The sequence below is a fragment of the Flavobacterium sp. LC2016-01 genome, from assembly GCF_009711135.1.
In the GTDB taxonomy this organism is placed as follows: domain Bacteria; phylum Bacteroidota; class Bacteroidia; order Flavobacteriales; family Flavobacteriaceae; genus Flavobacterium.
In genome coordinates this window covers 251,636-269,855 of sequence record NZ_WMIC01000004.1, presented here as the reverse complement: position 1 = coordinate 269,855, position 18,220 = coordinate 251,636, and the positions used below count along the sequence as shown (strand labels likewise).

15 protein-coding genes are annotated in these 18,220 nt (G+C 33.5%); 4 read left to right on the top strand and 11 right to left on the bottom strand.

Annotated features, from left to right (window positions below; genetic code table 11):
• Nucleotides 1-14: 14 nt before the first annotated feature.
• Both GKZ88_RS10555 and GKZ88_RS10550 read right to left on the bottom strand, forming a co-directional pair.
• A complete protein-coding gene (locus GKZ88_RS10555; protein WP_155102340.1) occupies nucleotides 15-953 on the bottom strand; it encodes an alpha/beta hydrolase in 939 nt (312 codons plus the stop codon).
• 212 nt (nucleotides 954-1,165) lie between these two features.
• The gene (locus GKZ88_RS10550) at nucleotides 1,166-2,605 is read right to left on the bottom strand and encodes a glycoside hydrolase family 28 protein (protein WP_155102339.1); all 1,440 of its coding nucleotides are present in this window, start codon (nucleotides 2,603-2,605) and stop codon (nucleotides 1,166-1,168) included.
• A gap of 287 nt (nucleotides 2,606-2,892) precedes the next feature.
• Between GKZ88_RS10550 and GKZ88_RS10545 the strand changes: the two genes are divergently transcribed.
• Complete coding sequence (locus GKZ88_RS10545) at nucleotides 2,893-3,921, top strand: LacI family DNA-binding transcriptional regulator (RefSeq protein ID WP_155102338.1); 1,029 nt, start codon at nucleotides 2,893-2,895, stop codon at nucleotides 3,919-3,921.
• A gap of 213 nt (nucleotides 3,922-4,134) precedes the next feature.
• On the opposite strand, the gene GKZ88_RS10540 is transcribed toward GKZ88_RS10545, so the two are convergent.
• From GKZ88_RS10540 to GKZ88_RS10500, 9 genes are all read right to left on the bottom strand, one after another.
• On the bottom strand, nucleotides 4,135-5,754 hold the full coding sequence (locus tag GKZ88_RS10540; protein WP_155102337.1) for an altronate dehydratase family protein: 1,620 nt from the start codon (nucleotides 5,752-5,754) through the stop codon (nucleotides 4,135-4,137).
• Nucleotides 5,755-5,772: 18 nt separating this feature from the next.
• The gene (locus GKZ88_RS10535; protein ID WP_155102336.1) at nucleotides 5,773-7,221 is read right to left on the bottom strand and encodes a tagaturonate reductase; all 1,449 of its coding nucleotides are present in this window, start codon (nucleotides 7,219-7,221) and stop codon (nucleotides 5,773-5,775) included.
• A 215-nt stretch (nucleotides 7,222-7,436) separates the two neighbouring features.
• The gene (locus GKZ88_RS10530) at nucleotides 7,437-8,108 is read right to left on the bottom strand and encodes a bifunctional 4-hydroxy-2-oxoglutarate aldolase/2-dehydro-3-deoxy-phosphogluconate aldolase (RefSeq protein WP_155102335.1); all 672 of its coding nucleotides are present in this window, start codon (nucleotides 8,106-8,108) and stop codon (nucleotides 7,437-7,439) included.
• A gap of 8 nt (nucleotides 8,109-8,116) precedes the next feature.
• The gene (locus tag GKZ88_RS10525; protein WP_155102334.1) at nucleotides 8,117-9,139 is read right to left on the bottom strand and encodes a sugar kinase; all 1,023 of its coding nucleotides are present in this window, start codon (nucleotides 9,137-9,139) and stop codon (nucleotides 8,117-8,119) included.
• 177 nt (nucleotides 9,140-9,316) lie between these two features.
• Entirely contained in the window at nucleotides 9,317-10,720 is a 1,404-nt protein-coding gene (gene uxaC / locus GKZ88_RS10520; RefSeq protein ID WP_155102333.1) for a glucuronate isomerase, read from the bottom strand.
• A gap of 25 nt (nucleotides 10,721-10,745) precedes the next feature.
• The gene (locus tag GKZ88_RS10515; RefSeq protein ID WP_155102332.1) at nucleotides 10,746-11,537 is read right to left on the bottom strand and encodes a gluconate 5-dehydrogenase; all 792 of its coding nucleotides are present in this window, start codon (nucleotides 11,535-11,537) and stop codon (nucleotides 10,746-10,748) included.
• Nucleotides 11,538-11,542: 5 nt separating this feature from the next.
• Entirely contained in the window at nucleotides 11,543-12,382 is an 840-nt protein-coding gene (gene kduI, locus GKZ88_RS10510; protein ID WP_155102331.1) for a 5-dehydro-4-deoxy-D-glucuronate isomerase, read from the bottom strand.
• Nucleotides 12,383-12,482: 100 nt separating this feature from the next.
• Nucleotides 12,483-13,799, bottom strand: coding sequence for an MFS transporter (locus GKZ88_RS10505; protein ID WP_155102330.1), 1,317 nt, complete (start codon nucleotides 13,797-13,799; stop codon nucleotides 12,483-12,485).
• A gap of 46 nt (nucleotides 13,800-13,845) precedes the next feature.
• Nucleotides 13,846-15,441 (bottom strand): MFS transporter, encoded by a 1,596-nt coding sequence (locus GKZ88_RS10500; RefSeq protein ID WP_155102329.1) that lies wholly within the window; start codon nucleotides 15,439-15,441, stop codon nucleotides 13,846-13,848.
• 375 nt (nucleotides 15,442-15,816) lie between these two features.
• On the opposite strand from GKZ88_RS10500, the gene GKZ88_RS10495 reads away from it, so the two are divergent.
• The 3 genes from GKZ88_RS10495 to GKZ88_RS10485 all read left to right on the top strand — a co-directional run bounded on the left by GKZ88_RS10495 (nucleotide 15,817) and on the right by GKZ88_RS10485 (nucleotide 18,127).
• Entirely contained in the window at nucleotides 15,817-16,749 is a 933-nt protein-coding gene (locus GKZ88_RS10495; protein ID WP_155102328.1) for an alpha/beta hydrolase, read from the top strand.
• Between the two features lie 474 nt (nucleotides 16,750-17,223).
• Nucleotides 17,224-17,538 (top strand): hypothetical protein, encoded by a 315-nt coding sequence (locus GKZ88_RS10490; protein WP_155102327.1) that lies wholly within the window; start codon nucleotides 17,224-17,226, stop codon nucleotides 17,536-17,538.
• Between the two features lie 25 nt (nucleotides 17,539-17,563).
• Nucleotides 17,564-18,127, top strand: coding sequence for a 2'-5' RNA ligase family protein (locus tag GKZ88_RS10485; protein ID WP_155102326.1), 564 nt, complete (start codon nucleotides 17,564-17,566; stop codon nucleotides 18,125-18,127).
• Nucleotides 18,128-18,220 lie beyond the last annotated feature (93 nt).

Genomic DNA, 18,220 nt, shown 5'->3' with positions numbered 1-18,220 from the left:
TTTCATTCGTTTTATTATGATTTAAACATTTTGTCTAAAAATGGTATTGTATAATTCATCATTTCATCAAACCAAGGCTGAAAAAACCAAAATGAATGTGGAGAATCTTTAATCGTTTTTACTTCACTGTAAATTTTATTCTGATTTAGAATCGCAATCATATCGTCTCTTCCGGCATGAAATCTATCGAAACTGCTGTTTATAAAAAGAACTGGTGGCGTATTTTTATCGGTATGGCTTAAAGCGGAAGCATTTTTCCAGTTTTCAGGATTGTCTTCATAAGTTCCTTTTAACCAAAACGATGCCATTTCTCCTTCCTGTGATTCTGGATGTTTAAAAGCTAGTATTCCGTCTACATCAATAATGGCATTTACTTTTGAAGACGATTTGCTTTTAAAAACGGAATCTTCAAAAGCTGTATTGTCATTTGTTGTACCAATCAAAGCTGCCATTTGACCGCCAGAAGAACATCCTAAAACTGCAATTTTATTGGGATCTACATGGAATTTTTTCGCATTATCTTTTATGAACTTGATTGCATTTTTGACATCATAAACTGCTTCGGGATATTTTGCTTCTAACGATAATCTGTACTCAATGGGAAAACACGAATATCCTTTTGAAGCAATTTCCTGCGCCATAACTTGCATCTGACTTTTATTTCCAGATCTCCAGCCCCCGCCATGTATCATAATTAGAGCTGGATTTGTTTTTTTCTGATTATAAAAATAAGCATCAAAATGCAATGTTCTGTTTTCTATTTGATTGTAAACAAGATCATTAATCTGAGTAACATTTTTATCCTTTTTTTCAGTGGCAATTGTAATAAAAGGATACTTTTTAATCAATTTATTGTAAGTACTTTTAACCGTGTATGAAGTATCAATACTGTATTGGCTCCGAGCCGTTACAGCATTTAAAAGCAGTAATAAAAACAGTATCTTTTTTTTCATTTCTGACCTTCTAGTTTTTAGTTAAGAAAGGAGTTCGATACTTGATCAAACTCCTTTTTTAACAACTTCAAAAAACAACTTTCGAAAAAAAATTATCAAATCATTACTAACCAAGATTTTAGAAAAATAAAAAACAAAACTGTTTTTTTTATTTCATTTGATAATTATTGAAAGTTCACAAATTGGTTTGGTTAAAAGTATAGTTAAGTGGTTTAATTTTTAATTGATTCCATTTTCTTTCCGTTAATGTAGGTATTTATAAAATTTACACCTTTCACATTTTTCAGAGAATAAACGGAATCTACTTTTGCGATGGTAACATCTTTAAATGTTATATTTTCAATTGGAGATTCTTTATAGCCATCGGCTAAAATCCCAAATTTTCCGCCATTTTTAACTTTGACATTTTCAAGGCTGATATTCTTTATTGCTGGAATATAATTCCCAACCTGACTGCCATATATATCATAAAACATGGTTACTCTCAAAACACATTCTTTTACGGTTCCAACTTCAATATTTCTAACATAAATATCTTCAGTCGTTCCACCGCGTTTAGAGTTTGTTTTGATTCTGATGGCGCGCTCCAGTTCTGGGCTGTCCATCACACAATTTTCAACGTACACATTATTTACTCCTGCTGTAATTTCGCTTCCCATAACAACACCGCCATGGCCATCGATCATTTTACAGTTTTGAACAATGATATTTTTACTCGGAATACCAACACGTCTTCCGTCTGCATCTCTCCCTGATTTAATTGCAATACAATCATCACCTGTATTGAATGTGCAGTTTTTAATAATTACATTTTGAGAATATTCAGGATCACAGCCGTCATTATTTGGTCCGTGGCTATTTACTGTAACACCATCAATAATTACATTATTTGATTTTAACGGATGTAAAATCCAAAACGGTGCATTAATTACTGTAATATCTTTTACTAAAACTGTATTACATTCAAAGAACTCAATAAAGTTGGGACGTAAATAATGTCCTTCACCAAAAATACGTTCGGCAACCGGAATACCTTTTTCAGCCATTTCAACCAAATTATCGCGATTTAATGGATCATGTTGCGATGGTTGACCTTTTTTCCAGCCATATCTATTACTGCCACACCATGGCCACCAATTTGTTTTATTTCCCTGTCCGTTCAAAGTTCCTTTTCCAGTTATAGCAACATTCGTTTTGTTTTTTGCATAAATCAGTGGTGAATGATTCATTAATTCTGTTCCTTCCCATGAAGTGTGAATCAAAGGATAATCTTTAGAATTAGTACTGAAAAGAATTTCGGCCTGATCTTCTAAATGCAAATTCACATTACTTTCTAAATGGATTGGTCCCGTTAAATATTTTCCGTTTGGCACTACAACTTTACCGCCTCCATTTGCAGCACATTCTTTAATGGCTTTTTCAAAAGCCAGCGTGTTCATCGTTTTTCCGTCTGCTATGGCACCAAAATCATTTATATTATAAGTCTTATTTACAAAGCGAGTTTCAGGTATACTTTTTACAATTAATTCCATTTTTTTCCATGGATCTGTTTCAGAAACGCCTGAAACTTGTTTTCCGCATGATAGGAGAATCAAAGAAAACACTCCAATAAATGAAATTGATTTTAACGCTATACTCTTATTTGTAATCATTTACGCAGTAATTTATAATTTAAACTAGCAAATTGCCTTGTATTATGTAATCGATTACACGAAAGTATAAAATTTGTTTCTACAGAACAAATTTATTTAGAAATAATTTATATATTTAATTTTTATTTGCAATTATATTTACAGTTATGATAAAAAAACACATAATTTTTTATCATTGTAGCGTTGCAAACGTTTTAGTTATTAATTATGTAATCGATAACAAAAAATATTGAGATATATAAAAAAAATGTATTTTTGTCTTAAATTAATTCTGAAAACCTTTTTGAATGAGCGAAAAAATAACCATTTATGATATTGCAAAGAAACTGAATATCACTGCTGCCACTGTTTCCAGAGCTTTAAATAATAATCCTAAAATAAAAGAAAGCACAAGGGATCTGGTTATTAAAACCGCTGCATCAATGAACTATAAGCAAAATAAATTGGCGCTAGCATTAAAAAGCGGACGAAGCAATAATATAGGTGTCATTGTTCCTCGTATTGACAGCAATTTTTTCGCATCTGTTATCAGGGGAATTGAAGAAGAACTTCATCCACATGGTTATCAAGTCATTATTTGCCAAACTCATGAAAGCCCAAAAAGGGAAAATGAAAATCTTTATACCTTAATTGACGCCCAAGTTGATGGCATTATGATGTCGGTTACTGATGTTACTGATGAAAACGACGGTGCTTTTCATTATGTTCTTGAAAAAAACGTGCCATTAATCTTTTTTGACCGAAGCAAACATATTGACGGCGTAAGCTCTGTGACTATTAATGACTTTAAAGGAGGTTATGTAGCAACCAAACATTTGATAAATGAAGGATGCCGAGCAATTGCTCATTTTTCAGGAGATCAGTCTTTAGAGATTTTCAAAAACAGGTTTTTAGGCTATAAACAGGCATTATTAGACAACGGCATGACTTTTAAAGAAGAATATGTAATTCACACTAAAAGTAGTGTTGATGCCGGAAAAGAAGCAATTGATACTTTATTAGCGTTAGATACTCCTCCTGATGCTTTATTTTCTGCCAGTGATTTTGCCGCTTTAGGCGCTATTCAAGTACTTAAAGAAAGAAATATCAGTATTCCGAAAGAGTTTTGCGTTGCAGGCTTCAGTAATGAGCCTTTTACAAAATTCATGGAATTATCAATAACTTCTGTTGATCAGTCGCCTCTTGAAATGGGTAAAATGTCAGCCCGAGTTTTCTTAGAACAAGTAGATAAAACGGAGACCATCAAAATCGAAAAAAAGGTGGTTCTTGCTCCAGAATTGCATATTCGTAAGTCTTCTTCTAGAACAAATTTTTAATTTTATTTTTCACCATATAAGTTATATAAGCTCAATTTAGTTATAACTACAATTTACAAAAAAGCAGTTCTAAAAGAACTGCTTTTTTTTTTGCAAAGTATTTCTAAAAATGCACTTATATAACTTATATGGTAAAAAAAAGACGCACTGTTTGTGCGTCTCTACATATAAAACTTTGTCACCTTGTATCTTTGTAACTTTGAGCCTAAAAAACTATAAAGAAACTCCTCTTTTCCAAGGAATAAATACATCTTGTTTCAACTGGTCTGCTTTTGTTTCCACGTTTCCGCTCGCCAATTCTATAATGTAATCTACTATTTCTGCTCCAACCTCGGTAATAGTTTTTTCACCAGTAATCACCGTTCCGGCATTTACATCGATAATATCAGACATTCTATTAATTAATGCCGTGTTCGAAGAAATTTTTACAACGGGTGCAATCGGATTTCCCATCGGATTTCCTAAACCTGTGGTAAATAAAACAACTGTTGCGCCCGATCCAACCAATCCTGTGGTACATTCTGCGTCATTTCCTGGCGTATTTAAAAGATTTAATCCTGGTTTTGAAATATATTCTCCGTAATCTAAAACATCTACAACAGGTGAAGTTCCACCTTTTTTAGCTGCGCCAGCAGATTTCATTGCATCTGTAATTAATCCGTCTTTGATGTTTCCCGGAGATGGATTCATATCAAACCCTGAACCTGCATCTACAACTGATTTTTCAAAAGCTTTCATTAAAGTTAAAAACTTATCTGCTTTTTCTTCGTCCACACATCTATTCATCAATTCTTGCTCAACGCCACATAATTCTGGAAACTCTGCTAAAATTGTTTTCCCTCCCAAAGCTGCAAAAATATCTGAAACAATTCCTAATGCCGGATTGGCAGAAATTCCGGAAAATCCGTCAGAACCTCCACATTCTAAACCAATACTTAGCTTCGAAAGAGGAGCAGGTTTGCGTTCAATTTTGTTGGCTCTTTTAATGGCTTCATAAGAATCTTTAATCACCATTTGAAACATTTGATCAGTAGTTCCAATTTGTTGTTGCTCATAGATCAAAATTTCTTTATCACTATTCGGACTCATTTCTTTCAATGCCTTTTTAAAAATATCAACTTGCAAATTTTGGCAACCTAAACTTAAAACAGTTGCACCTGCAACATTTGGGTTGTTCACATATCCTGCAAGCAGTTTTGCCAACAATTCTGAATCTTGTCGAATCCCTCCACAACCACCTTGATGATTGATAAATTTTACTTCGACATTATCTAAAAGATTTTCATTTAAATTTTTACTCGAAACTTCTTCTACGCTTTTTTCTTCAATTAAAGAGCGCAACAAATTTTTATAAGAAACTTCTTTTTTGGGCATTAATTCGTTTTCAAAAATATCTTTCAGTTTTTCGATATTTTTGTTTTCGCAAAAAACCAATGGAAAAAACAACCAAACGTTTTTGGTTCCAACTTGTCCATCAGTACGGTGGTATCCGTTGAAAGTTTTGTCTTTCCAACGATCTACATTTGGTGGAGTCCAACCTAAATTTCCGTTTTTACCAAAAACTTTTTCGCTTTGATGTTTTACATTTTCAGTGGTAATTACTTCTCCTTTTTTTATAGGTTTTGCAGCTTTTCCAACCAAAACACCATACATTATAATATCATTACCAATTGAAAAATCTATCTCTGCGATTTTATGTTTTGCTTTAACATCAGTTGTTGGTGAGACAGTGGTTCCTTCAAACATAATTTGTTCGTTTTGTACCAAATCGGTTAAAGCGACAATTACGTTATCTGCTGGGTTGACTTTTATTAATTTTTTTTGAGTTGCCATAACTATTGTATGTAATTCTTAATTTAATTGTTTTTGGAAATTGATGAAACCTTGCTCCACGCCATTTGCATCAATTTCTTCTAAAGCTTTTGCAATTGAATCTGTTAGAGAAGGAATTTCAGTCAAATCTTCATCCCAGAAACTTTTATTTTGCAAAGTCAATCTCGCTATTTTATTATAATCATCTGACGTCCAAAGTCCATTAAAGAACGAAACAATATCTTCACTGTCTTGAACTGGCAAAGTTTCACCTTTCCAAGTTCCTTTATAAAAACGAATTAAAGCTGCGAAAGCAAAAGTTAAATGAGCCGGCAATTTATGATGAACATCAACATATCCTGTTAAACTTGGCAATACACGAACTTTAAATTTAGAAATTGAATTTAAAGCAATTGAAGACAATAAATGCTTGATAAATGGGTTTCTAAAACGGTCCAATATTTCTTCAGAAAAACTAGCCAATTCTGCTTTGTCCATATTCAAAGTTTCATTAATTTCATCAAAAACTGCTTTATTTACAAATTCACCTGTAAAGGCATTATCAACAGTTTCTTTTACAGTTTCGTTTCCGTAAAGCAATGAAAATGGTACCATTGCAGTATGCGCACCATTCAAAATTCTAACTTTACGTGTTCGGTACGGCTGCATATCAGCCACAATTTTCACATCTAAATCTGTTTTTTCAAACGGAAGTTTCGCTTTTAATTTGTCATCTCCTTCAATTACCCATAAAAAGAAACTTTCAGCACTTACAATCAAATCATCTTTGTAAAGAAGCTGACTGTTATATTCTTCAATTTGGTCTTTTGGATAACCCGGAACAATTCTATCTACCAAAGTATTGTGAAAAGAACAATCATTTGTAAGCCATGATTTGAATGCTGCTTCCAGATTCCAATCATCACTATATTTCAAAACAATTTCCTTTAAAGTATCTGAATTATAATTAATTAATTCACAAGGGATAATTGTTAGCGCCTTTGATTTATCACCATTAAAATGCTTAAATCTTTCATGCAAAAGTACAGTTAATTTTGCAGGAAAAGAAACTGGAGGCTGCATAGAAGGTCTGTCAGATTCGATGTATTCAATTCCGGCTTCAGTTGTATTAGAAATAATAAATTCTAATTCTTCTTCTTTGGCCAAAGCCAAAAATTCCTGAAAAGAAGCATAAGGATCAACTGCTTTTACAATATTTGTAATCAATTCTTTTTCCTGTATTTCCTCACCTTTTTTAACGCCTTTCATGAATAAAGTATACAGACCATCCTGATCATTAATCATGTTCACTAATCCTCTGTCAATAGGCTGTACAACTGCAATTCCAGCATTAAAATCTGCTTTTTTATTTAATTCCTGAAAAGCATATTCTACAAAAGCTCTCAAGAAATTTCCCTCTCCAAACTGCACTATTTTTATCGGAAGTCTATGTGAAAACTCCGTATTTGATCTGTTAATTTTTTCCATTATAAATTCATTTGAGCGTTATAAATAACCATCTTCAATACCTTATTCATTTTTTCTCGGCTCTATATTGTAAAAGAAACATTACACCTGAAAGAGTAAAATAAATCCTGCTGTGAGGAGTGACAAGATTTATTTTGCAAGCGTAATGTTCAATTACAACATCTAAAACTCTAAAAAAAACCGCATGCCAAATAAGGAACTGGTATGATTATTCCCTATTTATTTTTAATATTTTTAATGATCTCCAAAACTTGACTTACTTTAGTCTGTAAACCGTCAAAATCTTGTTTATTCAATATATCTTTTGAAATTAACTGTGAACCTAAACCAACGCAAGTTGCTCCGGCATTCAGCCATGAACTTAAACTTTCAACCGTTGGGTAAACACCTCCAGTTGGCATAATGTTTGTCCACGGACATGGCCCTTTTATTGCTTTGATGAACTCTGGCCCGTAAATATCAGCTGGAAATAGTTTTACAATTTCACAACCTAATTCTTCGGCTCTTGCAATTTCAGTAAGCGTTCCGCAGCCTGGTGACCACAATACTTTACGGCGATTACAAGCAATTGCAATATCTTCTCTAAAAACCGGCGTTACAATAAAATTTGCTCCTAAACTCATATAAAGTGACGCTGAAGCCGCATCAGTTATAGAACCAACTCCCAGCATCATTCCAGGCAATTCGGCCAAGGCATATTTATTCAGTTCGCCAAAAACTTCATGAGCAAAATCACCTCTGCTTGTAAATTCCATTAAACGCGAACCACCGTCATAACAAGCCTTTAAAACCTTTTTGCTTAATTCTATATCAGAATGAAAAAATAGCGGAACCATTCCGTTTTCTTTCATTTGCTGCGCTACCTCAATTCTTGAATATTTTGCCATTTTTATTTTTATCTTGATACTAATGCCGAACCATCGCCATCAATCATATTTTCAACTTCTTTCAATGTTACCAAGTTATAATCACCGGCAATCGTATGCTTTAAACAGCAGGCTGCAACGGCAAAATCCAAAGCTCTTTGATTATTATTTTGATATTGCAGTAAACCATAAATTAAACCACCCATAAAAGCATCTCCGCTTCCTACACGGTCAACTACAGGCGTTACTTCTTTAACTGCAGCGCTGTAAATTGCTTTACCGTCATATAAAATTCCACCAATTCTTTGGTGTGAAGCGCTGACAGAATAACGAAGTGTCGTTGCTACAACTTTTAAGCTCGGAATCAATTCGAACAATTTATCATATACCGCTGGAAGTGTTTTTTCGTCTTGATAATTCGGATTTACTTTAGGAATTCCTAACATAAAATAGGCCGTATCAATATCTCCCAAAATAACATTGCTGTATTTCAACATTTCTGGCATTACTTCACTTGGCGTTTTGCCATACTGCCACAATTTTGATCTGTAGTTTAAATCACAGGAAATCATAATTCCTTTTTTGTGAGCCACTTTAATTGCTTCTAAACAAGCTTCAGCAGCACTTTCAGAAATCGCTGGCGTTATACCGCTCCAATGAAACCATTCGGCACCATCTAAAACTTTATCCCAATCAATAGTTCCTTTTTGAATCGTTGCCATCGAACTGTGTGCACGATCGTACACTACGTTGCTTCCACGTGTTCCTGCACCAGTTTCAAGAAAATAAATTCCTAAACGTTCTCCTCCATAAACAATGTTTTTAGATTCAACATTCATTTTTCTGATTTCTTTTAATGCAGAAAAACCAATTTCGTTTTCTGGCAATCTTGTAACAAATTCTGCATTCACGCCATAATTCGCTAAAGAAACAGCTACATTAAATTCTCCACCTCCGTACGTAGCACCAAATGCTGTAGATTGCGAAAAACGTAAATGCCTTTCTGTAGATAGACGAAGCATAATTTCTCCAAATGAAACTACTCTACTCATTTTTTTTATTTTTAATTTTACCATTAAGGCATTAAGAAAATTAAGCTATCCTTTATGTTCTCTTTGCGTTTAAAGGTTAAGTTTATTAAGCGCACTCGCTTAATTATCTTTATTATTTAAGTAACTATTTATTAAACCAAAAACTTAATTTTCTTAATGCCTTAATGGTTAAAAAAATTAAAATTTGAAATATTCTTTAGCATTGTTGTATGAAATATCAGAAACTAATTTTCCGATCCATTCCATGTCATTTGGAAGCTCTCCGCGTTTTATTTCATCTCCAAGAAGATTACATAAAATACGCCTGAAATATTCGTGTCTTGGGAATGATAAAAAGCTTCTAGAATCTGTAAGCATTCCAACAAAACAGCTGATTAATCCCATATTTGAAAGCGCATTTAACTGCTTTGTCATTCCGTCTTTCTGATCTAAAAACCACCATCCTGAACCAAATTGTACTTTTCCGCGAACACTACCGTCATTGAAATTTCCAATCATAGTTGCCATTACTTCATTATCAGCAGGATTTAGATTGTAGATAATTGTTTTTGACAATTTATCTTTACTGTCTAAAGCATTTAAAAAGCTTGATAATTTTTGCGCCTGTGGATAATCTCCAATAGAATCCCATCCAGTATCAGGGCCTAAAATTCTGTGCATACGCGCATTGTTGTTTCTTAAAGCACCTAAGTGAAATTGTTGTACCCAACCAAATTCATGATACGTTTCAGATAAGAATAATAAAACGGCACTTTGGAATTTCAATGCTTCTTCTGGAGATAAAACTCCATTTTCTCTTTTCTTTTTGAAAATTGTACTTACTTCATTTTCAGTGAAATTTTCAAAATAAATTTGATCAAGCCCATGATCACTTAATTTACAGCCATTTGCATTAAAAAATTCAATTCTTTTTCTCAAAGCTGTACGTAAATCAGTATAAGTTTCGATTGTAACGCCAGATACTTCTCCCAAAGTATCTATATATGCATTATATCCGTCATTTGAAATTAAAATCGCTTTATCAGGTCTGAAAGCTGTACTCATTTTAGTTCCAATTGGATTTTGAGTCAGTTTTTTATGAAACTCCAAATTGTCAATTGGATCTTCGGTAGTACAAACCAATTCAGCATTTACTTTTTTAAGAAGATTTTGCGTGCTGTATGCTGGAGAATTTATTTTTTCAGACGTTTCGATATAAATTTTCTCAGCCGATTTTTCATTCAAAAGATCATAGATGTCAAAATAACGAGCCAATTCCAAATGCGTCCAATGATACAAAGGATTACGCATAGTGTACGGAACTGTTTTTCCCCAGTTTAAGAATTTATCTTTATCAGAACCATTTCCGGTTACAAACTGCTCGTTGATTCCTAATGTACGCATTGCGCGCCATTTGTAGTGATCACCGTTTATCCAAACCTGTGTGATATTGTCAAAAATTTTATCTTCGGCAATAAACTGTGGATTTAAGTGATTATGGTAATCAATAATTGGCTGATTTTTAGAATAATTATGATATAATTCTTCAGCAAATTTATTTTCTAATAAAAAATTATCGTTTATGAATGTATTCGCGCTCATGTCTTTCTTAAATAAAAATTGAGAATTAGTCTTCGTTTGATGGTTTCCCGATTGTAGCTAGAATACCGCCATCAACATACAAAATGTGACCGTTTACAAAATCACTTGCTTTTGAAGACAAAAATATCGCCGCTCCAGCTAAATCACTTGGATCACCCCATTTTGCTGCCGGAGTTCTGCTGATGATAAAATCATTAAAAGGATGTCCGTCAACTCTAATCGGTTTTGTTTGTTCTGTTGCAAAATAACCAGGACCAATTCCGTTGATCTGAACATTGTATTTAGCCCATTCTGTCGCCATATTTTTAGTCAGCATTTTCAAGCCTCCTTTTGCAGCAGCATATGCAGAAACTGTATTTCTTCCTAACTCACTCATCATCGAGCAAATATTGATAATCTTACCTTCTCTTCTTGCAATCATGCCTTTTGCAACATGTTTCGAAACAATAAACGGACTAACCAAATCAATATCAATTACTTCTCTAAAATCAGCAACTTCCATATCGATTAAAGGAATTCTTTTAATAATTCCGGCATTGTTGATTAAAATAGCGATTGGACCAACTTCGTTTTCTATCTTTTTAACTGCTTCTGCAACCTCTTTTTCTTCGGTTACATTAAATTTATATCCTACAGCATTTATTCCCTCACTCTTTAATTCATTTACAGCGTCATCAATTTTTTGCTGTGAAGAATTTCCGTTCACAACAATTGTCGCTCCCGCCTGACCTAATCCTTTTGCCATTGCCATTCCCAGTCCGTGTGTACTTCCTGTGATTAAAGCAACTTTTCCTTTTATATCAAATAAGTTTGTCATATTTCTTATCTTAAATCTGTGATTTTACAAACATCCATATCTCCATAATCTAAATTCTCACCTGCCATTCCCCAGATAAAAGTATAATTACTAGTTCCTGAACCAGAATGAATTGACCATGGCGGAGAAATAACTGCCTGATGATTGTTCATCCAGATATGTCTTGTTTCCTGCGGTTGTCCCATAAAGTGACAAACAGCCTGATTTTCTGGAATATCTAAATAGAAATACACTTCCATTCTGCGATCGTGAACGTGCGCTGGCATTGTATTCCAAACACTTCCTGTATTTAATTCTGTCATTCCCATCTGCAATTGGCAAGTTGTCACCACACTTCCAATAATCATTTGATTTACTGTACGGTGATTTGCCGTTTCCATTGCGCCTAAGTTTAATTTATTTGCTTCAGCCAAACTTACTTTTACTGTTGGATAAGTTGTATGAGCTGGTGCCGAATTGATATAAAACTTGGCTGGATTATTAGCATCAGTACTTTTGAAAATTACTTCTTTATTACCGCTTCCAATATACAAAGCATCTTTAAAACCTAACTCATAAGTTGTTCCTTCAACGACAACAGAACCGCTTCCTCCAACATTGATAATACCCAATTCTCTTCTTTCTAAAAAATATGGCGCTTTCAGCGGATCAATTGTTTCTAAAGTCAAATCACCTTTCACTGGAACTGCCGATCCAGCAATATATCTGTCGTAATGAGAATAAACTAATACCACTTCATCTTCCTGCATTAAATCGTCAATTAAGAATTCTTCTCTCAATTGTTGTGTGTCGTATTTTTTTACTGCTTCGGGGCTAGATGCGTATCTTGAACTATATTTTGTCATAATTTCTAAATTAATGTAATCGATTGCACAAATTTAATTTTTTATATTGAAATACCATAATTGAAACCAAAAAAATATTTCACTTACAGCTATTTTTTCTTTATAATTCTACTTTTTTCATTTTTGGAACCAATATATGCATGATCAGCCACGCTAGTAAATAAGAGCCTCCGCAAATGCAGAACATAATAAAGTATCCCGTTTCAATTTTACCAATTTTGGTATAATAAACGAACATGTTTTTTTGAACCACCAAAGTCAGTAATATACCGCCAAGCGCGCCAAACATCCCTCCCATTCCTGTAACAGAGGCTATGGCTTTTTTAGGAAACATATCTGAAACCGTAGTGAAGATATTGGCGCTCCAGGCTTGATGGGCAGAAACTGCCAAACCAATAACTAAAATCGCCCACCACATATTAATAGTCCCTAAATACTGTGAAAACAAAACCGGCAAAACTGCAAACGCATAGAGCAACATACTTGTTTTGCGAGCTTTATAAGCCGGCCAATTATTATTGATTAATTTCAGCGGAAGCCAGCCACCACCGATACTTCCTACGCTTCCAATCATATATACAAGCGCACAAGGCCAAATAATTTCTGTTGCTGCTAGTTTGTATTGTTTCATTAAAAAGTCTGGAAGCCAGAATAAATAAAACCACCAAACCGGATCTGTAAGCAATTTACCTATTGCAAAAGCCCATGTCTGACGAAATGATAACAATTTCATCCAAGAAACTTTTTCTCCTGCATCTTCATCTTTAACTTCAATCTGATCAGCAGTAATATACTCTAGTTCTGCCTGAGACAGACGCTTTTGTTTTTGTGGAACTTCATACAATAAAAACCATAATAAAAGCCAAATAAAACCAACAATACCCGTTAAAATAAACGCCCATTGCCAGCCATATTTTTCAGCAATATACGGAACTGTAAGCGGCACAATGATTGCCCCGATATTACTTCCTGAATTAAAAATCCCTGTCGCTAATGCTCTTTCTTTCTGCGGAAACCATTCGGCTGTTGCTTTTATCGCCGCAGGAAAATTCCCTGCTTCAGTAATTCCTAGAAAAACACGGGCAATTAAAAAACCTCCTGTCCCCGTTGCCAATGCATGACCAATTGCAGCTAAACTCCACAAACCGGTTGCAATAGCATATCCTAATTTTGTACCTAATTTATCAATAATTCCTCCAGCAACAAGCATTCCCAACGCATATGCAATTTTAAATGCAAGCTCAATATTCGAGTAATCAATAACTTCTTGTTCAGGTGTCCAATGAAAAGCTTCTGCTAAAAAAGGTCTAAGGTAACTTATTACATTTCTGTCTAAATAATTGACAGTCGTTGCAAAAAAAACTAAACTACAGATAGTCCAGCGGTATTTTCCTATTACTGCATTAGCTTGATTCATGGTTGGTTTTGGTTTAAGTTGGTTGGTTAGTCAATATAAATCTTTTTTAAAGATCTTTAATTGGGCTATATTTTGGAACCAATGATTTCATTACCAGCCAGCCTGCTAAATAACAAACCGCACAGATAGAAAAAATAATCATATAACCCGTATTTATTCCGTTTACAACATTTTGTCCTGCAGTTGTAAGTGACTTTAAAAACTCTTCTAAATTCCCTACTCCCCTCTCAGCCAGAAAAGCCTTTTCTGTTACTGCATTTTGAAGTTGTGGATATTTTTCCAATAATGGCTGACCATTTACGGTACTCCAATTTCTTTGTGTAAAATCAAATAATACGCCAGAGCCTTTGTTTATAATTGTTGAACCAATTCCTCCCGCTAATCCTCCGATACCTGTAATCGTTGCGATAGCTTTTTTCGGAAACATATCTCCTACTGTAGTAAAAATATTTGCCGACCAAGATTGATGCGCCGCACCAGCGATTCCGATAATGATAACCGGCACCCAATAACTAATATAACCTAAAGGCTGAGCAGCCAAAGCTAATAAAGGAAAAAAGGCAAAAATAAGCATCGCTCTCATTCTTCCTTCATACGGATTCATACCTTTTTTTTCTACAAAATAAGTCGGAAGCCACCCTCCAATAATTGACAACAATGTAATAGCGTAAAGAACAAACAACGGCCAAGCTGCCTGAGCAGAATCCATTCCGTAAACTGAACTTAAATATGCCGGAGTCCAGAATAAAAAGAACCACCAAACACCATCAGTCATAAATTTGCCAAATGCAAAAGCCCATGTCTGTTTATATTTAAAGCATTCTTTAAAAGATACTTTTGAAGACGTTTCTGCAACAAAACCTTCTAATTTACTTTCAGCAATATCATCTTGCTGAATATAAGCCAATTCTTCAGCAGATACATTTTTATGATTTTCTGGTTTATCATACATAAACATCCAGAAACCCATCCAGATAAATCCTAAAGCTCCAATGATAATAAAAGCCATTTCCCAGCCAAAAGCTTTAGCTATAAAAGGAATCGTAACTGGCGCCGCCAAAGCCCCAACAGTTGCACCAGCATTAAAAATACTAGTGGCAAAAGCCCTGTCTTTTTTTGGAAAATATTCTGCCGTAGTTTTAATCGCAGCAGGAAAGTTTCCCGCTTCTCCAACAGCCAGAACAAAACGTGCAAAAATGAATAAAGTAACACTTACATTAATTACCAAGGCAGTATCCTGAACGGTGCTAATTATTTCTTTTGACCCGTGAAATCCTACAAACCAATCTCCCGTAATTATTCCCGAAGTAGCAATACCACAAAAAGCATGAAGACAAGCTCCTATTGACCAAATTCCAATTGCCCAAAGAAACCCTTTTTTTGTATCTAACCAATCCACGAATCGACCAGCAAACAACAATGAAACAGCATAAAATATCGAAAACAATGCAGTTATATCCCCGTAATCACTATTTGTCCAGTGGAATTCTGGAGCAATGTAATCTTTCCATGTCAATGAAAGAACTTGACGGTCTAAATAATTGATTGTAGTTGCAAAAAAAAGCAATCCACAAATACTCCATCGATATTTCCCTATTGATTTGCTGCTTTGGCTGGTAGTAACTGAATCTTTTTGGCTCATGGTTATTGTAAAAATTTATGTTTTTTAGTTAGTTTGTTTTATCTCTCAATTCGAATTTAAAAGCACTAAAAAACAATGATTTAATACAAATAAAACAAATTAATGTAATCGATTGCACAAATATAGTTTATAATCTTTATAATCCAAATAAATTATATAAAAAATTATTTTATCCAATTAAATAAACAAATAGAATAAAAAAAATACCACAATATTACATATTAAACAATATATTTGTTAAATATCAAAGTGCTAAATTCATCCGTTTAAAGTACAAAAATTGTCCTCACGCATAAATAACCATCCACAAGTATTTTATATTATTTCTCTCTTACTATAAACGATATCAAACCATTACATTATAAATCAAAAAAAATGAAAGCCATTTTTTATCCAAAATCACTCATTGTTCTCGTTTTGTTTACATTAACCAATAACCAACTGCAGGCGCAAAACCAAACAATTCCTTTATGGAGCAAAATTCCAAATGAAATTATTTCTGCAGATTATAACGAAAAGCAAACCATAAAAGATGGAGTTCTTCAAAGCACAAGTTTTGTTACAATTCCAACTTTAAGCATTTTTATTCCGAAAAATGTTAAACCAAATCAGACCGCTGTAATTATTTTTCCTGGCGGTGGTTATTCGCATCTTTCTATGGACAAAGAAGGAACAAAAGTGGCAAACTGGCTGAATACTTTAGGAATTACAGCCTTTGTTTTAAAATATCGCCTGCCAAGCGATTTCATCATGAAAAACAAAAATATTGGTCCGTTGCAAGATGCTCAGGAAGCAATGCGTTATGTGCGTGAAAATGCTGCAAAGTGGAATATCGACAGCAATAAAATTGGTACAATCGGATTTTCGGCTGGAGGTCATTTGGCTTCAACTTTGGCCACACATTATGATGATAAAACATATGAATCTGCATCAAAAACCAGTGCTCGTCCTGATTTTTCACTTTTAATTTATCCTGTTATTTCAATGGAAAATGACATTACTCACAAAGGATCTCAGACCAGTTTATTAGGAAACAATCCATCACCGACTTTGATTGATTCTTTTTCTAATGATAAAAAAGTTACCCCTCAGACTCCTCCAACTTTTTTAGTACATGCAACAGATGATATTGCAGTTTTGCCTGAAAACAGCATCAATTATTATTTGGCGCTCAAAAAAAACGGAGTTACATCAGAGTTACATTTATATGAAAATGGAGGACACGGTTTTGGTTTAGGCGTAAAAGACACAAGCAAAAACTGGACAAAAGACTGCGAAGAATGGCTTAAAAGTCATGGATATTATTAATAAAAAAAAGGGCTTTTAGATTGGCTAACGTGTAACCGAATCTAAAAACCCGTAAAAATTTTGACTTATTGTATTTATCTTGCAAATTTATACAATGTACCCACGATCAATGAATATGTCAAACTTCTAAAACTTGTTTCTCCAAAAACTAGTAATAATTCATAGAAATATTTTAAGGATGATTAAAAAAGGCAAAAACATCTTAAATCTCTATTTCTATGAGACAAATTTACCTTGCTGTTAAAAGAAAACATTACGGTTTTCCACATTGCAGCAAAATATTTTTATCGTTTTTAAAATTTGTCAACTATAAATTCATATAACTATCTGATTACAAGCAAGTAGAAAGAAAAAAATTAAAAAAAAGAAAATTCAATAAAAAAAAATTTAACTTTCCCTTTACATTATTTCTTATTCTAGATTAAGTCAAAATCAATTATATACTGATAAATTTGCTTTGAAAAATGAAATTTTATGAAAACTCTTGAATTCTTATTACTCGGAAAAAATGAAGCAATTCTAGCCATTTTGCTTCGATTGGTAAATACTGATGAAAACTGGAACGCTGTTGCTTTCAACAACGAAAAAGAAGCTCAGGAATATTTTAAAAACAACAAAATTGACATTGTACTTTTAAGTTCCGGCATTGAAGATCACGTTGAAAAAGAATTTACCTCTTTCTGTTTAAAACAACAGCCAGAAGTTGAAGTAATTGAGCATTTTGGAGGCGGAAGCGGTTTATTAAAATCTGAAATTATGCATCGGCTGTATTTAAAAGGAAAGCTTTAAATTTGTGTAATTCAAAGCCCCGAAAATGGAAAAAACGTATTCAGTTGTAATTCATCCTTCCGATAATGGAATTGATTCTATCAAAATAATGAAGGATTATCTAAAAAGTAAAATTGGCTGGTTTAATAGCTGTAATTCAGTAGCACATATTACAATTTGCGAATTCACAATCGAAGAATTACAACTTAATATTTATACGCAAAAACTTCTAAAAACCTGCGATGCTTTTACTCCTTTTCAAGTAAATTTAAATCATTTTTCAAGCTTTGAAAACAGTGGTGCTTTTTTTATTGCCCCAACCGAAGATTCCAAAAACAATCTTAAACCTATCATGAAAAAAATTCATGAAACTTTGAAATCTTTAAAACTTAAAAAAAGCGACGAACCGCATTTATCTATTGGAAGAAGATTAACTCCAGAAAATCTTAAAATAGCTTCTGAACTTTTCACCACAATCGACATTGGTTTTTTATGCAGCGAAATTGTTTTGCGAGAATTTGATCCAATTAAAAAGCAGTTTTTCGTAATTGATACTTTTCCCTTTGGAAATAACCCACAACCAGAATTGATTCAGGGAAGTCTTTTTTAACCGCAAAGTTCAGCAACTTGAAACTTGAAACCTGAAACAAAAAAAACAAATCTTTCATTTTTTCGTATATTTGAATTTTACAATTCATAACAA

Bases quoted from the DNA above. Each gene is read 5' to 3' on its own strand.
- GKZ88_RS10555 (WP_155102340.1), bottom strand. From the start codon at position 953: ATGAAAAAAAAGATACTGTTTTTATTACTGCTTTTAAATGCTGTAACG.
- GKZ88_RS10550 (WP_155102339.1), bottom strand. From the start codon at position 2,605: ATGATTACAAATAAGAGTATAGCGTTAAAATCAATTTCATTTATTGGA.
- GKZ88_RS10545 (WP_155102338.1), top strand. From the start codon at position 2,893: ATGAGCGAAAAAATAACCATTTATGATATTGCAAAGAAACTGAATATC.
- GKZ88_RS10540 (WP_155102337.1), bottom strand. From the start codon at position 5,754: ATGGCAACTCAAAAAAAATTAATAAAAGTCAACCCAGCAGATAACGTA.
- GKZ88_RS10535 (WP_155102336.1), bottom strand. From the start codon at position 7,221: ATGGAAAAAATTAACAGATCAAATACGGAGTTTTCACATAGACTTCCG.
- GKZ88_RS10530 (WP_155102335.1), bottom strand. From the start codon at position 8,108: ATGGCAAAATATTCAAGAATTGAGGTAGCGCAGCAAATGAAAGAAAAC.
- GKZ88_RS10525 (WP_155102334.1), bottom strand. From the start codon at position 9,139: ATGAGTAGAGTAGTTTCATTTGGAGAAATTATGCTTCGTCTATCTACA.
- uxaC (WP_155102333.1), bottom strand. From the start codon at position 10,720: ATGAGCGCGAATACATTCATAAACGATAATTTTTTATTAGAAAATAAA.
- GKZ88_RS10515 (WP_155102332.1), bottom strand. From the start codon at position 11,537: ATGACAAACTTATTTGATATAAAAGGAAAAGTTGCTTTAATCACAGGA.
- kduI (WP_155102331.1), bottom strand. From the start codon at position 12,382: ATGACAAAATATAGTTCAAGATACGCATCTAGCCCCGAAGCAGTAAAA.
- GKZ88_RS10505 (WP_155102330.1), bottom strand. From the start codon at position 13,799: ATGAATCAAGCTAATGCAGTAATAGGAAAATACCGCTGGACTATCTGT.
- GKZ88_RS10500 (WP_155102329.1), bottom strand. From the start codon at position 15,441: ATGAGCCAAAAAGATTCAGTTACTACCAGCCAAAGCAGCAAATCAATA.
- GKZ88_RS10495 (WP_155102328.1), top strand. From the start codon at position 15,817: ATGAAAGCCATTTTTTATCCAAAATCACTCATTGTTCTCGTTTTGTTT.
- GKZ88_RS10490 (WP_155102327.1), top strand. From the start codon at position 17,224: ATGAAAACTCTTGAATTCTTATTACTCGGAAAAAATGAAGCAATTCTA.
- GKZ88_RS10485 (WP_155102326.1), top strand. From the start codon at position 17,564: ATGGAAAAAACGTATTCAGTTGTAATTCATCCTTCCGATAATGGAATT.